Source organism: Frankia sp. CcI156 (assembly GCF_001983015.1).
GTDB classification, from domain to species: domain Bacteria; phylum Actinomycetota; class Actinomycetes; order Frankiales; family Frankiaceae; genus Frankia; species Frankia casuarinae.
In genome coordinates, this window is record NZ_MOMD01000011.1 from 129,245 (window position 1) to 150,528 (window position 21,284).

The window sequence follows — 21,284 nt, forward strand, 5'->3', positions numbered from 1 at the left end:
GTCATGGCCACCTCGGTCGGACACGATCGGACGGTCGGAGCGGCGGCGGCCATCCGCCACCACTACGACGTCGGAAATGATTTCTACCGGCTCTGGCTGGACCGCTCGCTGACCTACTCCTGCGCGCTGCGGGAAGGCGCGGACGACACCCTGGAAACAGCCCAGGAAAGGAAGCTGCGGTTCCACCTGGACGCGATTCGCGCCGACCGCGCCGAAAGCGTTCTGGACATCGGCTGCGGGTGGGGCTCGATCCTGGGGCGACTGGCGGAAACGCACGGGGTGCGACGCTCCGTCGGTCTCACCCTCAGTGCGGAGCAGGCGGCCTTCGTCCGGTCCCGCGGCTATCCCGGTGTCGAGGTGCGCACGGAGAACTGGGCGCACTACGAACCCGGCACCCGGTTCGACGGGATCATCTCCATCGGTGCCTTCGAGCACTTCGCCGGACCCGACGACTCGTCCGCCGAGAAGATCCGCCTGTACCGGGAGTTCTTCACCCGCTGCCACGGCTGGCTGAAGCGGGACGGCGTGTTGTCGCTGCAGACGATCGCCTACGCGAACATGTCCCGCGAGAACGCGAGCGCCTTCATTCAGCAGGAGATATTTCCGGCGGCGGATCTGCCGACGCTCACGGAGATCACCGCCGCGGCGGAGGGTGTCTTCGAGATCCAGTCGGTGCACAACGGTCGGCTCGACTACGCCTGGACATGCGAGGAGTGGGCCCGCCGACTGCGCCGACACCGCGAGGAGGCCGTGGGTGTCGTCGGACCGGAGGTGGTCGCCCGGTACGAGCGTTACCTGAAGCTGTCCGCCCTGGGGTTCCGGATGGGAAAGATCTGCCTGCTCAGGCTCGTCCTTCAGCCCTTCGGGAGCGGATACTTCGAGGGCCGCGGGGTGCGGGCGGGATGAGCACGGGCGGGATGACGTCCCCGACACCCAGCACCGCGACCGCCGACACCGCGACCGCCGACACCGCGACCGCCGAAGCCACCCGGGCACCGATCCGCTTCAACCCCTTCGGCGCCGAGTTCCGGCRCAGTCCGTACCCGCTCTATGCGCGGCTTCGAGGCGCGCAGCCCGTCCACCGGACGCTGGGCATGTGGGTGCTCACGCGGCACGCCGACGTGCGCGGTGTCCTGCACGACCGGACGTTCAGCGCCGGGCTCATCCCCCAGCTGGTCAGCCGGCAGGCGTCGCGGCTGTCGCGGGACGACGTGGCGCGGATCGGGCGGCTGGCGACCAAGTCGCTCGTCTTCACCGACAACCCCGACCACGCCCGGCTKCGTGGCCTGGTGAACCGGGTATTCACGGCGCAGGCGGTCGCCGAGCTGCGCCCCCGCGTCCACGAGGTCGCGGAGCGGCTGGTGCGGCGAGCCTGGGACGACGGCGGCATGGACGTCGTCGCCGATCTCGCGGGGCCCCTACCGCTCACGGTCATGTGCGACTGGATGGCCCTTCCGGACAGCCTGCGCGAGCGCGTCGGGCCTTGGACGCATGACATCCGCTTCCTGCTCGAGCCGGGGCTGATGAAGACCGAGGACTTCACCCGGGTATCCGACGTCGTCGAGACATTCGCGCAGGCCCTGGACGACGTGGTCACCGAACGCCGGTCCCGGCCGGGTGACGATCTGATCAGCCGGCTGCTCGCCGCGCGGACGGCCGGGGGCGACCGGCTCAGCGATGAGGAAGTCGTCTTCGTCTGCATCATGTGCTTCGTGGCCGGCAACGAGACCACGAAATCCCTCATCGGCAACGGTCTCCTCGCGTTGCTCCAGCACCCGGATCAGGACGCGCGCCTGCGCCGTCGGCCGGAGCTGCTGGGCGGCGCCGTCGACGAGGCTCTGCGCTACGACAGTCCCCTGCAGCTGACCAAGCGCGTCGCGACGCGCGAGGTCGAGATCGACGGAAGCCGGATCCGGGCAGGCGATCAGGTTCTGCTGTGCCTCGGCGCCGCGAACCGCGACCCCGCGGTGTTCAGCCGGCCGGACGAGTTCGACATCACCCGCGACGCACGAGGGCATCTCGCCTTCGGCCACGGGATGCACGGGTGCCTGGGCGGGATTCTGGCGCAGTTGCAGGCCCAGGTCGCCCTTGATCGGTTGTACCGGCGAGCCGAACGCCTGGAACTCCTGGTCACGCAACCCGACTGGCAGGATCACAGCTTCATCGTCCGCGGGCTGAAGCAGCTTCCGGTCTCGGTGCGGGGTGTCGGGTGACGGGCACCGGGGTATCGGGCACCGGGGTATCGGGCACCGGGGTATCGGGCACCGGGCTGACGGGCACCGGGCTGACGGGCACCGGGCTGACGGGCCGGACGTGGCTGCGGTACGAACCGACGGATGCCGCCGTGCGGCTCATCTGCCTCCCGCACGCCGGTGCCGGAGCCAGTTCCTTCGCCAGATGGCTTGGGYTGTTCCCGTCGACCGTCGCGGCGGTGCGGGTCCAGCTGCCCGGTCGTGAGGACGTGGTGGCCGAGCCCGCGCTGCGCCTGGTGCACGATGCCGTCGACGCGTTGCTACCACAGGTGACCCGGCTGATCGACCCGCCCGTGGCGTTGTATGGCCACAGCATGGGAGCACTGGTCGCCTTCGAGCTGGCCCGCGCGCTGAGTGCGGCGGGTATCCCACCGGTGCATCTGTTCGTCTCMGGCCGCCGGGCGCCACACCGGCCCGCCAGCAGGGCACCGATCCATCACCTGCCGGACGACGCGCTCGTTGCCGCGCTGAAGACGATGGGTGACACGGGGGGCTCACATCGGAGTGCGGCCTTCCTGCGCTACACGCTACGGCTCACCAGAGTCGATCTGACGCTCAGCGAGGAGTACGCGTACCGCTCCGAACCCAGGCTGCGCTGCCCGATCACGGCCTTCTACGGAACCGCGGACCCGGTTGTCGACCTGGCCGAGATCGRAGCCTGGCGGGACGAGACGGACGCGGCCTTMGCGGTCCACACCTTCCCGGGCGATCACTTCTTCCATCAACGCCACCGGGTGGCCATCGCGGCGCGCATCGCCGCGGCGTTGGAATGAGCTCCGTCGAGCCGCTCCCGGGGCGGGAGGGAAAGTCGAGGGAAGGAAAAAGGGTGCCGCACGCGACATTGCTGCCGGAAGTCCTACAGAACCGCGCCGCCCGCCAGCCGGCCAGGYGGGCCTACGTGTTCGTGGATGAACACGAGGCGGAAAAGGCGGTACTGACGTACGGCGACCTGCACGCGCGGGCGCTCGCCGTGGCCGGGGAGCTGATCCGGCGCTGCCGGCCCGGCGACCGGGCGCTGCTGCTCTTCCCGCCGGGTCTGGATTTCATCGTCGCCTACTTCGGCTGCCTCTACGCGCAGGTGATCGCGGTCCCCGTCAACCCCCCGCGCAGGAACCTGATCCAGGACGCGACCCGGAGCATCATCAAGGACTGCGAGCCTTCGGCCGTGCTCACCGTCGGCGCGATGGTCGAGCACATCAGGCCCGTCGTGGAATCGATCCGTGGCCCCCTCCCCTGGCTGCCGGTCGACCAGGTGGCRGACGAGACGAACGAGACGGACCAGGCGGGCACGAGCTTCCGCCCCCGGCCCTGTCCGCCGGATTCCGTCGCCTTCCTTCAGTACACCTCCGGTTCCACGTCCGATCCGAAGGGGGTCATGGTCTCCCACCGGAACCTCGCCGCGAACCAGGAGATGATCCGGCGCGCGTTCGACCACGATCAGGACTCGACGTTCGTCGGCTGGGCACCGTTCTTCCATGACCAGGGGCTGATCGGCAACATCCTGCAGCCGCTCTACCTCGGGGCGACCAGCATCCTCATGGCGCCGATGACGTTCATCCGGTGGCCCCTGCGCTGGCTGTCGGCCATCTCCCGGTACCGGGCCCACACCAGCGGCGGGCCCAACTTCGCCTTCGATGTCTGCGTCGCACGGGCCGCCCGGGGGGATGTGCCGGACCTCGACCTCAGCTGTTGGAAGGTCGCGTTCAACGGGGCCGAGCCCATCCGTCACGAGACCCTGCGCCGGTTCTCGGCGATCTTCGCGCCCCACGGGTTCGACGAGAAGGCGTTCTACCCGTGCTACGGCCTGGCCGAGGCGACCCTGCTCGTGACCGGCAGCCGGAAGGGCCGCGGTCCCCGCGCCCTCGAGGCGGACGTCGAGGCGCTCGGTCACCGGCGCTATGTGCCGGCATCGGGCGGACGCGGCCGGAGTCTCGTCGGATCCGGGCTCGTCCTCCCGGAGGAGGAGCTCCGGATAGTGGACCCCGAAACGGGACGCCCGTGCCCCGCGGACGAGGTGGGCGAGATCTGGGTCTCCGGCGACCAGGTGGCGCAGGGATACTGGCGCCGCCCGGAGGCGACGGCCGAGGTGTTCCACGCCGAGTTCGACGGCGAGACCGGCCGGGCTTACCTGCGCACCGGCGATCTCGGCCTGCTGGTCGACGGCGAGGTCTACGTCGTGGGCAGGCTGAAGGACCTGGTGATCATTCGGGGCCGGAACTACTATCCCCACGACATCGAGCTCACCGTCCAGTCGGCCCACCCCGCGTTGCGCCCCGGCGGGTGCGCCGCGTTCTCGGTTCCCGGTGCCGACAGCGAGAAGCTGGTCGTCGTGCAGGAGATCAGGGACGAGCAGCGCCTCACCGCCGACGCGAGGGACGTCGCTGCGTCGATCCGGGCGGCGGTGACGCGGGAACACGACCTCTCGGTGAACGACCTCGTGCTGGCCCTGCCGGGCCGGCTACAGAAGACCAGCAGCGGCAAGATCATGCGAGCCGCGGCCAGGAACCGCTACCTGGCGGCCGGGTTCGAGATCTGGGAACCGGGGATGTCCTCCGTCGCCTGACGGATCCGCCGGTCCGCCTGGCGGAATGCCGCCAGGAAAGCCGGACCGCGGCCCGGCGGCTACGTGCGCCGCCGGGCCGCGGGCGCGGACCTACCGCCGCAGCGCGGCGGCGGGAACGGACTCGGGTCGGTAGGTGGCGATGATCTTGCAGAAGTCGAACGGGTTCTGCTCGACGTAGGTGCACTTCGCCAGGTCGTTCCCGTTGAAGTCGGCGCATTCGGGCAGGCGGCCCTGGTTGTAGTCCCGGGTGGCGTCCCAACCGGAGACGGCGCCGATGTTGTGGGTACGGGCGAACTCCACGAGCCGGCGCATGTGGTCCAGCGTGAAGATCCGGCCGTTGATGTGGCGGCCGAACATCGGGCAGGCGCCGATCCGCCGCCAGACCTTCTGCTCGTCCCAGTCGCGCCAGGCCCCGGCGATGTGCGTGAACATGCCGTTAAGCGCGATCACGCAGCACTCATAGGCGTCCGAGGGGGCCGTCTGGCCGAACTCCATCAGCATGCCGTTGATCAGCGATGGCTGGACGCCCGCGTCGGCGAGCAGATGCAGCAGACGCACCCCGTCGGGGTTGAAACCCACCAGGCTGCCGGGAGCGCCGTCGACGGGAAGCGTGTAGGAGATCTTCAGGCCGGGGTAGGCCGGGAGCACCTGGGAGATGGCGGCGACGTGCCGCTCCAACCCCGCCCGGTTCTGGATGAACGCTCCCTCGAAGTCGAAGTCGACATRGCTGACCCCGTAGTTCGCGAGGATCGCCCGATACGTCGCCACAATCTTGGAAACGTCRGTCTCCACATCCTCCAGAGGGACGTTGGAAGCACCCCCGAAGGAGAGGATGACCTTCCCGCCCTGCGCGGTGAACGCGGCGAAGTCCTCCTTGCCAAAATCGCCTGTCGCGGCCTCCCCGTAGCTCGGATAGCCGCCCCAGTACACCTTCTTGTCGCCGCCCGGCTGCGCCACCAGGAAGCCGACGAAGAAACTGTCGATTCCGGACAGGGAGCCGTATTCGGCGAGCTTCGGGTTCGGCCATGCGGTGTAGTCGACGAAGGGCGCTCGCGGCGCATCCCAGGTACCGGGGTCCGGGAGGGGGGCGGTAGTCGACGCGGCTACCTCCTCGGACAGCTCCGACCGGTTGCCGCTGACGTCGAACGCGCGGACCCGCAGAATGTACTCCGTCAACGAGTTCAGCCCCGACACCGTGGCCTCGGCGGCGGTGGTCGCCAGGACACGGGGTTCTCCACCCGGAGTCCGGTAGAACACCTCGTAGCCCGCCACCGCGATGTTGTCCGTGGACGGATCCCAGGTCAGGTGCAGGCTGTGCGGCGCCCAGCCGGTGATGCGCAGCTTCTCCGGCACCGTGGGCGGATCGGTGTCCTCGGGTGGGTTGGCGTTCTCCCCGTTGACCGTGAAGCCGTTCGGCAGCAGGGCGGGATCCGAGCCGGCGCCCGTACCACCGTTCTGCATCGCGAGGGTGAACTCCTGCGATCCCCTCGCCTGGATGATCTTCCGTTCGGACACCAGGCGGCCAGTGACGACGTCAGTCGGCCGATCAACTGGGTTGAACACCAGTCCGTAAACATTCCGGATGAGCCGGGGCGCGGCGAACGTACAGGATATCTCCGGATCCACCACGTCCTCGGTGGAGTAGTTGGAGATGGTCACCTTGAAGTTGGCCCAATGTTCGGTTCCGTTGGGCAGCCACTCCGCTGACGCGAACACAAGACCTTGCGAATCCGACACAGTCTGTCTCCTCCGAGGGTTTTGTCGGGTTCAGCCGGCATATCAGCGTGGCACCGCTAAGGAGACGTTACTCCGGACGCGGGACTGATATGACGCGACCCCAAGATATACGCCGCCGTCTCGGTGGACGTGCGGACGCGCCCGTTGGCTCATGGACCACCTTCGGCCGAGCGGGCCTACGGAAATTCTCGGTCGGGAAAGCCCCCAAAACCGGAAGCACGGTACCCCTGGAACACGGCGGTCCGGAACACGGCGGTCCGGAACACGGCACCCCGGAACACGGCACCCCGGAGCGGCACGGAACCACGCATCAGGGTCTTGATGCGCCGCGATCCGTCAGCTCATCAACCTATTATGATCAGCGGAGACCGGATCTCGCCCGCCATCCGGACGTGCGCCCGATGACCCCGGTCGCGACGCATCGGAGGTGCCATGTCCACRCCCCCGGGATCCACGCCGCCCACGGATGGCTTCACCAGCAACTGCACCGCGTGACGCCCGCCGGGCGGCCGACCCGTTCGTCAGTCGTCCAGCACGCGCAGCGCCTTCGACGGACACAGCGCGACCGATCGGCGCACAGCGTCCAGCCGACCGGCGGCGACCTCTTCGATCAGGGTGACGACGAGGCCGTCGTCACCCTGATCGAAGACCTCCGGCGCGGTCATCACGCACATCCCAGCGCCGACACAGACGGCGCGATCAGCGACAATCTTCATGCGACACCCTCCTGTTCCGCCCTCTTCCACCAGGGACCGGGTCTCACCAGGTGACCGGGAGTGCGTGCAGCCCGTGTACGACATGATGGGCACGGAACGCGACCTGTTCGTAGGGCACGGCCAGCGCGAGATCGGGGAAGCGTCGCAGCAGCGCGGGGAACGCGATGCGCATCTCCATCCGGGCCAGCGGCGCTCCCAGGCAGTGGTGCACGCCGTGGCCGAAAGCGACGTGGCCGGGAGCGCCACGGGTGATGTCGAGCCGGTCCGGATCCCCGACGAGAGCCGGGTCTCGGTTGGCCGCGGGTAGCGCCAGGAGCAGTTGTTCGCCCGCCGGGATGCGGTGACCGGCGATCTCCACCTCGGTCGTCGTCGTGCGGGGCACACCGGAGGGCACGATGGACAGCCACCGCAGCAGTTCCTCGACGGCGGGCTCGACCTGGGCCGGATCGTCGCGGACCATGGCGAGCTGGTCGGGATGGCGCAGCAGCGCCAGGGTGCCGAGAGCAAGCATGTTCGACGTCGTCTCGTGCCCGGCGACCAGCAGCAGCGAGGCGATGCCGACCAGCTCGGCGGTGCTCAGTTCGTCGCCGTGCTCGCGCACCAGCATGCCCAGCAGGTCCTCGCCCGGGGCCGCCTGCGCCCGCGTGACCAGCCCGGCCATGTACGCACGGGCCTCGCGCTGCAGGGCCAGCCGCTGCTCGATCGGCAACGAGGCGTCGATCTGCCGGCGGGTGCGCTGCTGGAACTCCGCGCGGTCGGAATACGGCACCCCCAGCAACTCGCAGATCACCAGCGACGGCACCGGAAGCGCGAAGGTCGCGACCAGATCGGCAGGCCGGCCGGCCCGTTCCACCTCGTCGAGCGCCGCGTCGACGATGTCCCGGATCCGCGGCTCCAACCCGCGCATCCGGCGCACGGTGAACTCCGGGGTGAGCATCCGGCGCAGCCGGGTGTGATCTGGCGGATCGAACGCGAGCATCTGCCCCGCCCGCAGTTCGGCGATTTCCTCATCACTCAGGACGGGACCGCCAGGACCTACGACCCACTGATTGACGTTGCTGAACCTGCCCGGATCCGCGAGTATCTCGCGGACGTCCTCGTACCGGCTGACCAGATACGCGGGTATCCCGAACACGGTGACAACGCGGCAGACGCCGTCGGTGTCCCGGATCCGGACGAGTTCCTCGATCGGATCGAACTGCGCTCGCCGTATATGCAGCGGAACTATCGGTGCCGCGGCCATCGCCTGTCCACCCTTCGTCGTTCACGCGGGACCTCGGACACCGACGACGCTACCATCCACGCGAAAAATTGCTGTCGTTTGAACGGACCGCATCCGGATATCCACCGCCGAAGATAGCCCCAAGGAAGAGAACATCCATCAACAAGTGGATCGGCATTGTTCGACACGTCAGTATTATTTTATATTTTTTGACAAAATTCACCATAGTTCAATATTGTCTACCATTTTTGATTTCCCATCTATCGCCATCGGGAAAAATGCCATGGTGAATCATCCGTAGAGAATCGGCCTTCCCCACGCCAGGCTCGCGCCCGGGCGCGGATGATGATCCGACCACCCGMCGAGTGGGCCTGGACCGGTCAGATCGACCGAGGACAAGATCCGTGTTGCGGAGGGTAACCGCGGCTCCTACAGTTCGGTAGTACCACCGGATGCCGCGGAATCCGCGCCCTCCGGTGAGTTCTGACCCCGCCCCGCGCCGGCCGATTCCTCGCCACCGGCCGGTGCCCACATCCTGCGTCATGACGGGTACCGAGCGACACACAGGGGAGCCAGAAGATGAGGGACCGCAGGGAGACAGACGTYGTCGAGCTGGCGCAAGAACACGCGGAGCTGCTGCCCGAGCGCATGACCCTGGCGGCGATCGAGATAAACCGCACCGAGTTCGACCMCACCTTCTACCCGGTCGGCTCGCCGGGCAGCAACAATGCCCAAATCGATAATCATCCGGAGCCGCAGACCGCCTACAGCGACGGAGCGTTCGTCAAGACCATCGCCAACAGCTGGAACCGCATCGAGCAGTGGTGAACTCCGGAACGATTCTGCTCCTCACGCCGGTCTCCCCGGCCGGGTAACCGCACCCGACCACGTTCTCCCGAGGTCGCCAAGGGCACCGTGCACCCGCGGCCACCGGCCGGCCGACTATCCTTCGGCCGGCCGGAAGGCATGCCCTCGCCTCGGTCAGGCCGATCCGAGAAGGCCAGCCGAAGTTTCGACCGACGCTGGCACGACCGTGACACACCTTGTGCAGGTGCTGGCCACCAGGTTGAGCGGTGGCTAGCGTTCCCACCGCCCGAATATCCGAGGCAACTCAGATCGGTGGGAAACAAGGATGAACGATATCACGGGCAACTGCGCCGGCGAGCTGAATGGAGAACTGTTCTTGGAATGGGCGGAACTACTACCCGAACGGACGACTCTCRCCGCGGTCGAGATCGGTCGGAAGGAGTTTGACCCAACCTTCTTTCCGGTCGGCTCCCCCTGGTCGAAAATGGCACAGATCGACGCTCATGCGGAGCCGCAGGTCGCCGGTGGATTCCTGCCCATTCTCATCACACTGGTACCGAGCATCAACATCATCATACAGAAATAACACCGACCGCTTTACCGCTTTACCGCTTTACCGCTACGACCGACAGATACACCGCCGGATTCCTCCGGGGTGGTCACCCGGCCGGCCGCCGGTCGACGGACCGGCGGCCGGCTTCCCGCCAGTTCATGACAATGAGGATGGGACGCAGATGACCGAGTCCACCCGGTCGTCCACCCGGCCGACAACGATGCCGCCGGTGCCTTCCAAACCGGACCGGACGCCCGACCTCACCGATATCACCGGCGTCACCGATATCACCGGCGTCACCGGCGTCACCGATCCGACGGGCGTTCCCGGGCCGACCGAGGTACCCGCCAGACCGAGCCGGGCCGACGGCCTGGCGCTACTCGGCGAGTTCACCGGGTCGGGCCTGGCCCGACCCGTCTTCCTGGCCCGCCGCGCCGACGGTCAGGTCGTCGCACTCACCGAACTGCTCGCGCACATCCTCGAAGCGGCGGACGGCGCCCGCGACGTCGCCGCGATTGCCGACCGGGTCACGGTGGTCTGCGCCCGCCGGATGAGTGGCGCCGACGTCGCGTACCTCGTAGCGGATCGGCTCATGCCACTCGGCCTGATCGCCAGCGAGAACGGCGTCACCCCGGCACCACGGGCGAAGGCGCTGTTCACACTCGCAGCCCGGCACACCCTGCTACCCGCGCCGGCCGTGCACCGGGTCAGCCGGGTGTTCGCGATGCTGTTCCGGCCAGCGGCCGTGGCCCTGCTGCTGGCCCTGCTGGTGGTCACCGACGTGTGGACGTTCGGCCGGCACAGCGTCCGAGACAGCGCGGCGGAGGTGCTCGCGACCCCGGCGCTGATCCTGGTGGTGGTCGGCCTGGCCCTCGCCGGCGCACTGTTCCACGAATGCGGGCACGCCGCGGCCTGCCACTACGGCGGTGCCCGCCCGGGAGTCATCGGTTTCGGCATGTACCTGGTGTGGCCGGCCTTCTTCACCGACGTCACCGACTCCTACCGGCTGAGCCGGCTCGGCCGGCTGCGCACCGACCTCGGCGGCATCTATTTCAACGGACTGTTCGTTCTGCTGCTCGCCGGGGCTCTCGCGCTCACCCACGCCGGTGTGCTGGTGACCGCCGTCGTCCTTGTCCACCTGGATGCCATGCGCCAGCTTGCGCCCTTCGTCCGGCTCGACGGCTACTACATCGTCAGCGACCTGGCCGGGGTACCGGACCTGTTCAACCGGATGGGGCCGGCGCTACGCGCGACGCTGCCACGGCGGCGCAACCGCGTCCCGCGCGGGCGGCCTGCCCGATCAGCAGGACGGAGMCGACCGGACGGGCTGACCCCGCCGGACATCCGAAGCCGACCGGACGGGCTGACCCGGCCGGCCCGGATCGTGGTGACCGCCTGGGCGCTGCTCGCGGCGCCGCTGATCCTGGTGAACCTGGTCGTGCTCATGGTCTCGGTTCCGTTCGTGCTTACCCGGACGACCCGGGCCATGTGGGACTATCTCGGGCTGGCGGGCCGGGCGACCCGTGACGGGAAGCTGGTCACCGCATTCGCGGAGGTCGTCTCCGCGCTGCTGGTCGCGCTGCCGGCCGGCGGGATGCTGTTCGTGCTGTTCCTGCTCGCCCGGGGCGTGCTACGGGCGGTCCGGGCGCACCGGGAAGGYTGCCGACGCGGGTAACGGCCTCCCGCCGGCCAGCTCGCGACGGCACCACCACCGACAGCCCCCACCCGATCAGACGACGGTGGGCCGGTAGAGGCGGGCGTAGGCGCCGCCGTCGGCGAGCAGCTCGCTGTGCGTGCCGTCCTCGACGATCTGGCCGTGGTCCATCACGTAGATGCGGTCGGCGTCAATCACCGTGGACAGCCGGTGCGCGATCACCAGGCACGTCCGCCCCACCGCGAGCCGGTCCAGGGCGGTGCGCACGGCGGCCTCGGAGACGGTGTCCAGCGCCGAGGTCGCCTCGTCCAGCACCAGCACCCGTGGTGACTGCAGCAGGACCCGGGCGATGGCCAACCGCTGCCGCTCACCACCGGACAACCGGTAGCCCCGGGCGCCGACCCGGGTCGCCAGGCCCTCGGGCAGCCGGTCGAGCAGGGCGGAGAGGCTGGCGGCCGCCAGGGCGGCACGCAGCTCGTCGTCGGTTGCGTCCAACCGGCCGTAACGAAGGTTCGCCGCGATCGTGTCATGGAACAGATGCGGGTCCTGAGGGACGACGCCGATCATCGTGTGCAGACTATCCGGCGGGATGTCGTCGAGGGGAACCCCGCCGAGACGGATGCCGCCGCGCCGCGGCCGGTGCATGCCGCTGGCCAGATAGGTGATGGTCGTCTTGCCGGCCCCGCTGGCCCCGACGATCGCCGTCGTCGTCCCCGCGGCGACTTTCAGGGTCACCCCGCGCAGGTTCCACGTCGGGTCGTCGTCCGGCCAGTCGCCGTCCGGCCGGTCCTCGGCCGTGGCAAGATCGTAAGAGAACCATACGTCGTCGAACGTCAGATCGAGTCCCCGGCCGGCATCGACTCCCCAGCGAGCGGCGGCCGGCACCGGTTCCGTCCCGGACCGCGGTGCGCGGGGGACGGTCAGCGCGGGGGCCCGGGCCCCTTCGAACCTCAGGCGTACCTCGTCCTGCGGGACGTCAAGCAGGGAGAAGATCCGCCGGAAGGACGCGCCCGCACCCGCGAGCTCCGCACGCAGGTTGACAGCGGACGACAGTGGTCCGAAGGCCACCAGCAACGCGCCGCCCAGGGCTGCGACCGTCCCGAGCGTGATGCGACCGCTGGAGACCAGCCAGGCCCCCAGCGCCAGCACCGCCGTCATCGTCGCGATAATCCCGAGGTTGACCAGGAACCGGACCCGCGACATCAGCCGGGCCTGATCCTCGGCGGCGGCGAGCAGCTCGGCGCCCGCCGCGTCGAAGCGGGTCTGCTCGTAGTCGACCCGGTCGAACAGCCGCACGTGCAGCGCCCCGGAGACCGACGAGGTGTCGGCGACCTGGACCATGAGCAGACCGTCGAGCTCCCGCTGGCGGATGGACAGCGCGGCGAGCCGCCGCCGGCCCGAGCGGACGATCAGCAGCGTGGCCGGCGCGAAGACCATCACCGCCAGGCTCAGACGCCAGTCCAGCACGAAGACGACGATCGAGCCGACGACGATGTCCGCGATCCGGCAGACCACCGCCTGCACGGTGGCGGAAATCGCGTTCTGGGCGTTCAGGACGTCGGTGGACATCACCGTCATCACCTCCCCCTGCTGGCTGCGGGGAAAGAAGGCGAAGGGCAGGCGCTGCAGGTGAGCGTTCACCGTCTGACGGATCCGCACGGAGACAACGCCGCCGAGCCGAGCGATGAGCGCCATGCGCACCGAAAGCACGCTCGACTCGAACACCAGCACCGCGCACAGCAGCAGAACGGGGACGACGAGGTCACGCACCTGGCCGGTGGGCAACGACGTGTCGATGAGATGGCGCAGGACGAACGGCCCGACGGCGACGGCGGCCGAACCGAGAACGGACAGCCCGACGAGGACCGCGACGACCCGGCCCTGGTCGGCGAAGAACCGGACGCTGCGCCGCGCCTCGGGCGCGCCGGTCAACCGCGCGAGCGCACGCGCATGCAAGCGGATCACCCACGACGGGACGGGCAGCGACTCACGGATCACGCCGCCGAGGCTATGCCGACGCGCGCCGAGGCGGCGAGGGGCCTCCCGCGGGGCACAACCCTGACGCCCCACCGCCCTGACGCGAGTCGGGGCGGTGGGGCGTCAGGGTCAGACCGACCGCGGTGGCGGAAGCCGATGGGCCGGGAAGAAACCGGGGCCGGGATCCGGGGACCACCCGGGATCGTCAACGGTTCCCGGACACGGGTCGTTGGACGCGCCCCTCCTCCAGCCGCCTGCCTTCCACCGCGCCGGCGCCGAAGCCGGGAATCGCCAGGCCCTCCAGCGAGGCGGGCGGTCGGGAAACGCCCCGCAGCCGGAACCCCATGGCAATCTTGGTCAGCCCGATCGCCAGGGCCGTGAGGCCCACCCACAGGGCCAGCAGCGGCAACGAGACCCGCTGGGAACCCACCACCCAGAACGCCGCCCCGATCTCCAACGCACCGACGATCAGCGGCATCCACCACTGGGCCGGGGTGGGGCGGCCCTCCGCCGCGGTGGCGTACTGCCCGGCCGCGGCCTGCTGCTCAGTCCGTCGGGCGACGAACGAGTTGACGACGTCGTAGAGACCCTTGATCAAAAAGAACCAGGCCGCGATCCGGCCCACTGCCTTGACCGTGGGATCCGGCCAGACCAGCGCCACCACCCCGCCGGCCACGAACAGCACCGCGAGCAGCGCATGGGACCAGCGCCAGTCCCGGGCCGTCGCCGCCGCCGCCAGCAACTCACTCACCGCACCGAGGAGCAGGACGATCCCGAGAAGCACGGCGATCGACCATACCGTGGTCAGATCGAACTGCGGAATGGCCAGCGCGAACAGGGCAAAAGCTGCTCCAACGGCGAGAAAACCAAACCAGGGCACATTTGTGGATCTTTCATGTGTACGACGATCTGAGGCAGTTATGTCGCTCACGATCCTATTCTCCCCTCGTCGGTCACCGATACAAGGACCTTGCCGTCAGCTGGCGCTCGACATCACAGGTCAACAAGCTGATGCCCGCCACCCGGCGAACCACGCTTATCCGCTGGACATCATTCCGAACCGACGACGACGCCATATCGCCCGYGGCGTTACTCAACTCCTCCCAGCAGGTGGGTGCCGCCCTGGGGCKGGGGGCCACCATCACCACCGCTGCCGCCGCCACTGCCACCGCCACACAGCAAGATCATCCATGGGCGGCTGCGGCACCGAACGTCACAGGTCGATGACGTAGGCGCAGTGAGAGGTATGACTTAGGGTAGGCTTTCCTTACTTGTACATTGGCTGGGTGACCAAGGCAGGCCCGTCCCTCGCAAGCTCGACTGTGTTCCTCGCCCGCCACCTTGAACGGCACGGTGACCGCACGGCCGTTGTCACGGCTGAGGGCCGGCTGTCCTACCGCGAACTGGCGGCACGCGTCGACGCCGCCGCCGGTCGGCTCGGCGCCGGGCGGCGGCTGGTGCTCCTCGCGGCGGTCAACACGATCGACGTCCTCGTCCTGTACCTGGCGGCGCTGTCCGCCGGGCACGCGGTCCTGCTGGTGCCGGGTGACAACGCCGCGTCGACCGACGCCCTGATCACGTCCTATGACCCCGACGTGGTGATCCGCCCGGCCGGCACGCGGACCCGCGTCGAGCAGCGGCGGGAGGGCTCGAAGCACGACCTTCATCCGGACCTCGCGCTGCTGCTGAGCRCGTCGGGCTCGACGGGCTCACCGAAACTGGTCCGGCTGTCGTACACGAACCTGCAGGCCAATGCCGAGTCGATCGTCGAGTGCCTCGGCCTTCGCCCCGGCGACCGCGCCGCGACGACCCTGCCCCTGTACTACTGCTACGGGCTGTCGGTCGTGCACAGTCACCTCCTGTGCGGGGCCGGTCTGATCCTGACGTCCCTGTCCGTCGTGGACGCCTGCTTCTGGAACCTCTTCCGGGACGGGCAGGGAACCTCGCTGGCTGGYGTCCCCTACACGTTCGACCTGCTCGACAGGATCGGTTTCGACGCGATGTCGCTGCCGCATMTGCGCTACATCACGCAGGCCGGCGGTCGACTGGCGCCGGACCGGGTGGCCCGCTACGCCGAGCTCGGACGACRCAACGGCTGGGACTTCGTCGTGATGTACGGCCAGACCGAGGCCACGGCGCGGATGTCCTGCCTGCCGCCGCACCTCGCGCCGACCCACCCCCACACCATCGGAGTCCCGGTCCCGGGCGGGTCGTTCCGGCTCGAGCCGCTGGCCGACCGCACCGGGAGCACCGACAGCACCGGGGATCTGGGGCAGCTCGTCTATTCCGGGCCCAACGTCATGATGGGTTACGCGCGGACGGCCTCGGACCTCGCGCTCGGTCCGACGCTCGACGAGCTGCGCACCGGGGACGTCGCGCGCCGCACCGATGACGGCCTGTACGAGATCGTGGGACGGCAGACCAGATTCGCCAAGGTCTTCGGGATCCGGATCGACCTGCAACACGTGGAAGACACCCTCGCCGGCCAGGGGCTCAGCGCCTGCTGCGTGACCGGCGACGACGCCGTTGACGTGATGATCGAGGGTGACCGGGACACGCCTTCGGTCCGCCGGCTGGTCGCGCGGGCCTGCCGGCTGCCGGAGAACGCCGTCCGCGTCCACCGCCTGGCCGCCCTGCCCCGCCTGGCCACCGGCAAACCGGATCTGGTCGCGCTGCAGGAGATCGCCCGCGACGCGCGACCGGCGCGCACGACCGCGCCCACCGGACGGGACGGACCGTCGGACGGAACAGCCGACGTACGCCGGCTGTTCGCCGAGCTGCTCCACCGCGACGATGTCACCGACGACAGCACCTTCGTGAGCCTGGGCGGCGACTCGCTGTCCTACGTGGAACTGTCACTGCGGCTGGAGGACGCCCTCGGACACCTGCCCGCCGGCTGGCACACCATGGCCGTGCGGGACCTGAAGCCGGCCACGCGACCGAAGCGCCGGGCTGGCGGCTCTGGCAGCTCGATCGAGACCAGCGTGCTGCTCCGGGCGGTTGCGATCGTGCTGATCGTCGGGACGCACGCCAACACCTTCGACGCCGTCGGCGGCATCCTCGGGGGCGCCCATCTCCTCATCGCCGTCGCCGGCTACAACTTCGCCCGTTTCCACCTGACCGCGGCGCCGCGGCGCGACCGGGTCCGCGGGCTGCTCCGCAGCATCGCGTACCTCGCGATGCCGAGCATCGTCTTCATCACCGTACTCGTGCTCGTCATGGACGAACACGAACCCGCCAACATCGTGCTGCTCAACAGCGTGTTCGGGCCGGACCGCGCGGGCCCACCCTGGGAGTTCTGGTTCGTCGAAGCCCTGGTCCAGATCCTGCTGGTCCTCGCGGCCCTGCTCGGCGTGCCGGCGTTCGACCGCTGGCAGCGGCGCCGCCCGTGGGCCGTCGCCGCCGGTGTCCTCGCCGCCGGTCTGCTCACCCGCTTCGACGTCGTGGCCCTACCGCCGGGACCACGCCACACCCAGACGTCGGTGGCGGTGCTCTGGCTGTTCGCGCTGGGATGGGCCACCGCCGCCGCGACCACGGTACGGCAGCGGCTGGCCCTCACCGCGGCGGCGGCGCTCACCATCCCCGGGTTCTTCGCTGACGCACGCCGGGAGCACGTGGTGCTCGGCGGCGTGCTCCTGCTGGCCTGGACCACGAGCGTCCGCTGCCCACGCCCGCTGCGCCGGCTGGCGGGCCCGCTGGCCGGCAGCTCGCTCTACATCTACCTGACCCACTGGCAGGTGTTCCCCCTTCTGCAGGACGACCATCCGGTCCTGGCGCTGCTGGCCTCGCTCACCGTCGGCGTCGCCGCGTGGAAGGTCTCGTTCCATGCCATGGGCCTTCTCAGCCGGCTCACGGCGGGCGTGCCGATCCCACTCGGCGCCAGGCGTCCGCTCCGCGGTTCGCCCGCCAGCGCTCCCGACTTGTGCCACTCGTCACATTCTACGGCGCTAAGGTAAGCATGAGTTAACTTCTACACCGATTAGGGGTTCGAGGTCGGTCGGACGTGTCTGTCCAGGTGGAGGGTTCAGGTGGAGTGTTCAGCTGGAGGAGCCCGATGGGTTCGTTAGGAAGAACCTTGGTCGTGCTGGTGACGGCCACCTGCCTGGCCGGCCTGTCAGCGTGCGGCTCGGGGGACGACGGGAAGACGATCACGCTCTACAACGCGCAGCACCAGGACCTGATGCGGGTGATGGTGGACGCGTTCACCAAGCAGACCGGCATCAAGGTCGAGTTGCGTCGCGGCGGCGACCCCGAGCTGGCGAACCAGATCGTCCAGGAAGGCGACAGCTCGCCGGCGGACGTCTTCGTCACCGAGAACTCGCCGGCCATGACGCTGGTCGACCGCGCCGGCCGCTTCAGCAAACTGGACCGGGCCACCTTGGGCCAGGTGCCTGACCAGTACGTCCCGAGCACCGGCAACTGGGTCGGTTTCGCGGCCCGGTCGACGGTGTTCATCTACAACCGTGGGCAGGTCGCCAAGAACGAGCTGCCCACGTCGATCATGGACCTGGCGGGACCGGCGTGGAAGGGGAAGGTCGGTGTCGCGGCGGCCGGAGCGGACTTCCAGGCCATCGTCAGCGCCGTACTCGCGGTGAAGGGCGAGGGGGCCACCGCCGAGTGGCTCGCCGGGCTGAAACGCAATGCGAAGATCTACGACAACAACATCGCCGCGCTGCGCGCCGTGAACGCGGGCGAGGTCCCCGCCGCTGTGATCTACCATTACTACTGGTACCAGGACCAGGCGGAGTCGGGCAAGGACAGCAGGAACGTCGACCTGCACTTCTTCGGCCACCGGGACCCGGGCGCGTTCGTCAGCGTCTCCGGCGCCGGCGTCCTCGCGGCCAGCGACCAGCAGGCCGAGGCGCAGCGGCTGGTCGCCTTCCTCACCAGCGACGCCGGGCAGAAGGCGCTGGTCGACAGCGGTGCCCTGGAGTACGCCGTGTCCGACGCGGTCCCCACGAACCCTGCGCTGAAGCCGCTGTCGACCCTCGATCCGCCCGACATCGACATCTCGACCCTGAACGGACCAAAGGTCGTCGAACTGATGCAGCGGGCGGGCCTGCTCTGAACGGCCAGCCCACGACGGCGGGATGGTGGGTACGCACCGGCCCGGCGTACCCGCGCCCGCTGCTGCTGGCCTGCGTGCTCGTCGCGCTGCTCGCGGCCGTCCCACTGTTCTTCGTCGTCGGATACACGGTCAGTGTGGGCTGGTCGGAGGCCTGGCGGCTGCTGATCCGGCCCAGGGTCGGCGAGCTGCTGGTCAACACCACCAAGCTCGTGACCGGCGGGATGGCGGCCAGCGCCGTCCTGGGCACGGCCGCCGCCTGGCTGGTGGAACGGACGGCCCTGCCGGGACGACGGGTCTGGCACGTGCTGCTCGCCGCTCCGCTGGCACTGCCCGCGTTTGTCGTCAGCTACGGTTGGGTTTCGCTGACCGCGGACGTCGAGGGATACCCGGGCGCCCTGCTGATCGTGACACTCGCCTACTACCCGCTGGTCTACCTCCCCGTCGGCGCGACCCTGCGGGGGCTGGACCCGGCGCTGGAGGAATCCGCCAGGTCACTCGGGCTCGGCCCGTGGCGGACGTTCACCAGGGTCGTGCTCCCGCAGTTGCGCCCGGCCGTCCTCGGCGGGTCGCTGCTGGTCGGCCTGCACCTGCTCGCCGAGTTCGGCGCCCTGCAGATGCTGCGGTTCCCCACCTTCACCACGGCCATCTACGACCAGTACCGCTCGTCGTTCAACGGCCCGGCGGCGAACATGCTCGCCGGCGTCCTGGTGCTGTACTGCGCGGTCCTGGTCGGCACCGAGCTGAGCCTGCGCGGTCGGCACCGCTACGCCCGGCTCGGGCCCGGAGCCAGCCGCACCGCGCAACCCGCCCGGCTCGGCCGGCTCACCGCCCCCGCCGTCGGCGGGCTCGGCGCGGTCGTGGGCCTGGCGCTCGGCGTGCCGCTGGTGAGCCTCGTCCGCTGGCTGCTGGTGGGTGCCTCCGCCGCCTTCCCCGCCGTCGAACTGGCCACCGCCGCCGCGACCGCGGCCGGACTCGGCCTCGCCGGCGCGCTGTGCACCGTCCTGTTGGCGCTTCCGGTGGCGTGGCTCGCGGTACGCCACCCGGGCCGGATCGGGACGCTGCTTGAACGCAGCACCTACACGGCCAACGCGCTGCCGGGCATCGTGGTGGCGCTCGCTCTCGTCACGGTATCGCTGCACATCCTGCCGGCCGTGTACCAGACCACCACCCTCCTGATCGCCGCCTACGCGATCATGTTCCTGCCGCGGGCCACGGTGGCGGTACGGGGCGCGATCGCGCAGGCGCCACCCGTCCTGGACGACGTCGCACACGCCCTGGGCCTGCGCCCGACGCGGGCCTGGCTGCGGGTCACCCTGCCGCTGATCGCCCCCGGCGTCGGCGCCGGCGCCATCCTGGTGTTCCTCGCTGTGGTCACCGAACTCACCGCGACCCTGYTGCTGTCACCCACCGGCACCGACACCCTGGCGACCGAGTTCTGGAGCAACGTCCGCGACGTCGATTACGGCGCGGCCGCCCCCTACGCGGGGTTGATGGTGCTGCTGTCGACCCCGGCGACCTTCCTGCTCACCCGTTCTGCTAGGAGAAGCACGTGACAGCGCTGAGTGTCAGCCAGGTCACCAAACGGTTCGGCGCCACGACAGCCCTCGCCGGGATCGATCTGCGAGTGCCCGACGGCAGTGTGACGGCCGTGCTCGGGCCGTCGGGCTGCGGCAAGACCACCCTGCTACGGCTGGTGGCGGGATTCGGCGACCCGGACGGCGGGACGATCGACTTCGGCGCCGAACGGGTGTTCGGCCCCGGTCGCAGCGTTCCCGCCCAGCGGCGGCGGGTCGGGTACGTCCCGCAGGAAGGTGCCCTGTTCCCGCACGTGGACGTCGCGGCCAACATCGGGTTCGGCCTGCCCCGCGCCGAACGCCGATCCGCCGGGCGGGCCGCCGAGCTGCTCGACCTCGTCGGGCTGGACGCGAGCCTGGCCCGCCGGTTCCCTCATCAGCTCTCCGGCGGCCAGCAGCAGCGCGTGGCGCTGGCGCGGGCCCTGGCCCCGCGGCCGTCCCTGGTGCTGCTCGACGAGCCGTTCTCCTCCCTGGACGCGGGGCTCCGCCTGAACACCGCCCGCGCCGTCGTCGAAGCGCTGCGTGCCAACCGGACCACTGCGCTGCTCGTCACGCACGACCAGAACGAGGCGCTGTCACTGGCCGACCAGGTCGCCGTCATRGCCGCCGGTCGCATCGCCCAGACCGGCACGCCCCAGGGCGTCTACGCCTCACCCGGCAACCCGACCGTCGCGGCCTTCGTCGGCGCCGCCGTGTTCATGCCCGCCGTCGTCACCGGGCTCACCGCCTCCTGCGACCTTGGCGAACTCGCCGTCCGGCCCGGGTCTCCCCAGGGCGAGGCGCGCCTGCTCGTCCGGCCGGAACAGATCAGGCTCCTCGCCGCGGCGGACGGCGACAAGAACCAGAACGAGAACCAGAACGAGAACCAGAACCAGCACGAGAGCCAGGACCGAAACGAGAACGAAGAGCGGAACGAAGAGCGGAACAAGGAGCGGAACAAGGAGCGGAACGTGGTGGTCGGCCGGGTCACCGAGGTGCGGTACTTCGGCCACGACGCCACCGTCCAGCTCCGGCTCGACCGGTCCGGCCGCACCGTGACGGCGCGGGTGCCGGGGCGCCAGCTTCCCGAACCCGGCACCCGCGTGCGGCTGTCGATCACCGGGCCCGTCACGGCCTTCCCACCCCATTGACTCCGTCGCGGCTCTCACCGACGCCGGTCCC

The 21,284-nt window shown here is 69.6% G+C and carries 16 protein-coding genes; 11 read left to right on the forward strand and 5 right to left on the reverse strand.

Annotated features, from left to right (window positions below; all coding sequences use genetic code 11):
• The first annotated feature begins 3 nt into the window (after window positions 1–3).
• Genes CcI156_RS05035 through CcI156_RS05055 form a run of 4 tightly spaced genes read left to right on the forward strand, consistent with a single transcriptional unit; the run spans window position 4 to window position 4,815 of the window.
• The gene (locus tag CcI156_RS05035; RefSeq protein ID WP_011436044.1) at window positions 4–906 is read left to right on the forward strand and encodes a class I SAM-dependent methyltransferase; all 903 of its coding nucleotides are present in this window, start codon (window positions 4–6) and stop codon (window positions 904–906) included.
• Between the two features lie 11 nt (window positions 907–917).
• A complete protein-coding gene (locus CcI156_RS05040) occupies window positions 918–2,213 on the forward strand; it encodes a cytochrome P450 (protein ID WP_076804463.1) in 1,296 nt (431 codons plus the stop codon).
• The gene (locus tag CcI156_RS05050; protein WP_083718305.1) at window positions 2,210–3,025 is read left to right on the forward strand and encodes a thioesterase II family protein; all 816 of its coding nucleotides are present in this window, start codon (window positions 2,210–2,212) and stop codon (window positions 3,023–3,025) included. The genes CcI156_RS05040 and CcI156_RS05050 overlap by 4 nt, the downstream gene beginning before the upstream one ends.
• 53 nt (window positions 3,026–3,078) lie before the next feature.
• A complete protein-coding gene (locus tag CcI156_RS05055) occupies window positions 3,079–4,815 on the forward strand; it encodes a fatty acyl-AMP ligase (RefSeq protein ID WP_076804466.1) in 1,737 nt (578 codons plus the stop codon).
• A 90-nt stretch (window positions 4,816–4,905) separates the two neighbouring features.
• Here CcI156_RS05055 and CcI156_RS05060 read toward each other — a convergent pair whose 3' ends face one another.
• From CcI156_RS05060 to CcI156_RS05070, 3 genes are all read right to left on the reverse strand, one after another.
• Window positions 4,906–6,552: a fibronectin type III domain-containing protein gene (locus tag CcI156_RS05060; protein ID WP_139341412.1), complete on the reverse strand. Its 1,647-nt coding sequence runs from the start codon at window positions 6,550–6,552 to the stop codon at window positions 4,906–4,908.
• A gap of 521 nt (window positions 6,553–7,073) precedes the next feature.
• Complete coding sequence (locus CcI156_RS05065; RefSeq protein ID WP_023840904.1) at window positions 7,074–7,268, reverse strand: ferredoxin; 195 nt, start codon at window positions 7,266–7,268, stop codon at window positions 7,074–7,076.
• A 43-nt stretch (window positions 7,269–7,311) separates the two neighbouring features.
• The gene (locus CcI156_RS05070) at window positions 7,312–8,511 is read right to left on the reverse strand and encodes a cytochrome P450 (protein WP_011436038.1); all 1,200 of its coding nucleotides are present in this window, start codon (window positions 8,509–8,511) and stop codon (window positions 7,312–7,314) included.
• Window positions 8,512–9,069: 558 nt separating this feature from the next.
• Between CcI156_RS05070 and CcI156_RS05075 the strand changes: the two genes are divergently transcribed.
• From CcI156_RS05075 to CcI156_RS05085, 3 genes are all read left to right on the forward strand, one after another.
• Entirely contained in the window at window positions 9,070–9,318 is a 249-nt protein-coding gene (locus CcI156_RS05075) for a hypothetical protein (protein ID WP_076804470.1), read from the forward strand.
• 304 nt (window positions 9,319–9,622) lie between these two features.
• A complete protein-coding gene (locus tag CcI156_RS05080; RefSeq protein ID WP_076804472.1) occupies window positions 9,623–9,883 on the forward strand; it encodes a hypothetical protein in 261 nt (86 codons plus the stop codon).
• 148 nt (window positions 9,884–10,031) lie between these two features.
• On the forward strand, window positions 10,032–11,525 hold the full coding sequence (locus tag CcI156_RS05085) for a hypothetical protein (RefSeq protein WP_076804474.1): 1,494 nt from the start codon (window positions 10,032–10,034) through the stop codon (window positions 11,523–11,525).
• Between the two features lie 54 nt (window positions 11,526–11,579).
• On the opposite strand, the gene CcI156_RS05090 is transcribed toward CcI156_RS05085, so the two are convergent.
• Both CcI156_RS05090 and CcI156_RS05095 read right to left on the reverse strand, forming a co-directional pair.
• Entirely contained in the window at window positions 11,580–13,502 is a 1,923-nt protein-coding gene (locus CcI156_RS05090) for an ABC transporter ATP-binding protein (protein WP_023840905.1), read from the reverse strand.
• A gap of 184 nt (window positions 13,503–13,686) precedes the next feature.
• Window positions 13,687–14,361, reverse strand: coding sequence for a DUF308 domain-containing protein (locus CcI156_RS05095; protein WP_235186898.1), 675 nt, complete (start codon window positions 14,359–14,361; stop codon window positions 13,687–13,689).
• A 406-nt stretch (window positions 14,362–14,767) separates the two neighbouring features.
• On the opposite strand from CcI156_RS05095, the gene CcI156_RS05105 reads away from it, so the two are divergent.
• The 4 genes from CcI156_RS05105 to CcI156_RS05120 all read left to right on the forward strand — a co-directional run bounded on the left by CcI156_RS05105 (window position 14,768) and on the right by CcI156_RS05120 (window position 21,253).
• Window positions 14,768–17,437 (forward strand): AMP-binding protein, encoded by a 2,670-nt coding sequence (locus CcI156_RS05105; RefSeq protein WP_139341413.1) that lies wholly within the window; start codon window positions 14,768–14,770, stop codon window positions 17,435–17,437.
• 98 nt (window positions 17,438–17,535) lie between these two features.
• Window positions 17,536–18,549, forward strand: coding sequence for an iron ABC transporter substrate-binding protein (locus tag CcI156_RS05110; RefSeq protein ID WP_023840907.1), 1,014 nt, complete (start codon window positions 17,536–17,538; stop codon window positions 18,547–18,549).
• Window positions 18,546–20,102 carry an iron ABC transporter permease gene (locus CcI156_RS05115; protein ID WP_011436030.1) on the forward strand — a complete coding sequence of 519 codons (1,557 nt, stop codon included), beginning with the start codon at window positions 18,546–18,548 and terminating at the stop codon, window positions 20,100–20,102. Before CcI156_RS05110 ends, CcI156_RS05115 begins: the two co-directional genes overlap by 4 nt.
• Entirely contained in the window at window positions 20,099–21,253 is a 1,155-nt protein-coding gene (locus CcI156_RS05120) for an ABC transporter ATP-binding protein (RefSeq protein WP_076804477.1), read from the forward strand. Before CcI156_RS05115 ends, CcI156_RS05120 begins: the two co-directional genes overlap by 4 nt.
• Window positions 21,254–21,284 lie beyond the last annotated feature (31 nt).

What these genes read in the sequence shown, in the direction of transcription:
- CcI156_RS05035 (WP_011436044.1), top strand. Translation starts at nt 4, where the DNA reads ATGGCCACCTCGGTCGGACACGATCGGACGGTCGGAGCGGCGGCGGCC.
- CcI156_RS05065 (WP_023840904.1), bottom strand. Translation starts at nt 7,268, where the DNA reads ATGAAGATTGTCGCTGATCGCGCCGTCTGTGTCGGCGCTGGGATGTGC.
- CcI156_RS05070 (WP_011436038.1), bottom strand. Translation starts at nt 8,511, where the DNA reads ATGGCCGCGGCACCGATAGTTCCGCTGCATATACGGCGAGCGCAGTTC.
- CcI156_RS05110 (WP_023840907.1), top strand. Translation starts at nt 17,536, where the DNA reads ATGGGTTCGTTAGGAAGAACCTTGGTCGTGCTGGTGACGGCCACCTGC.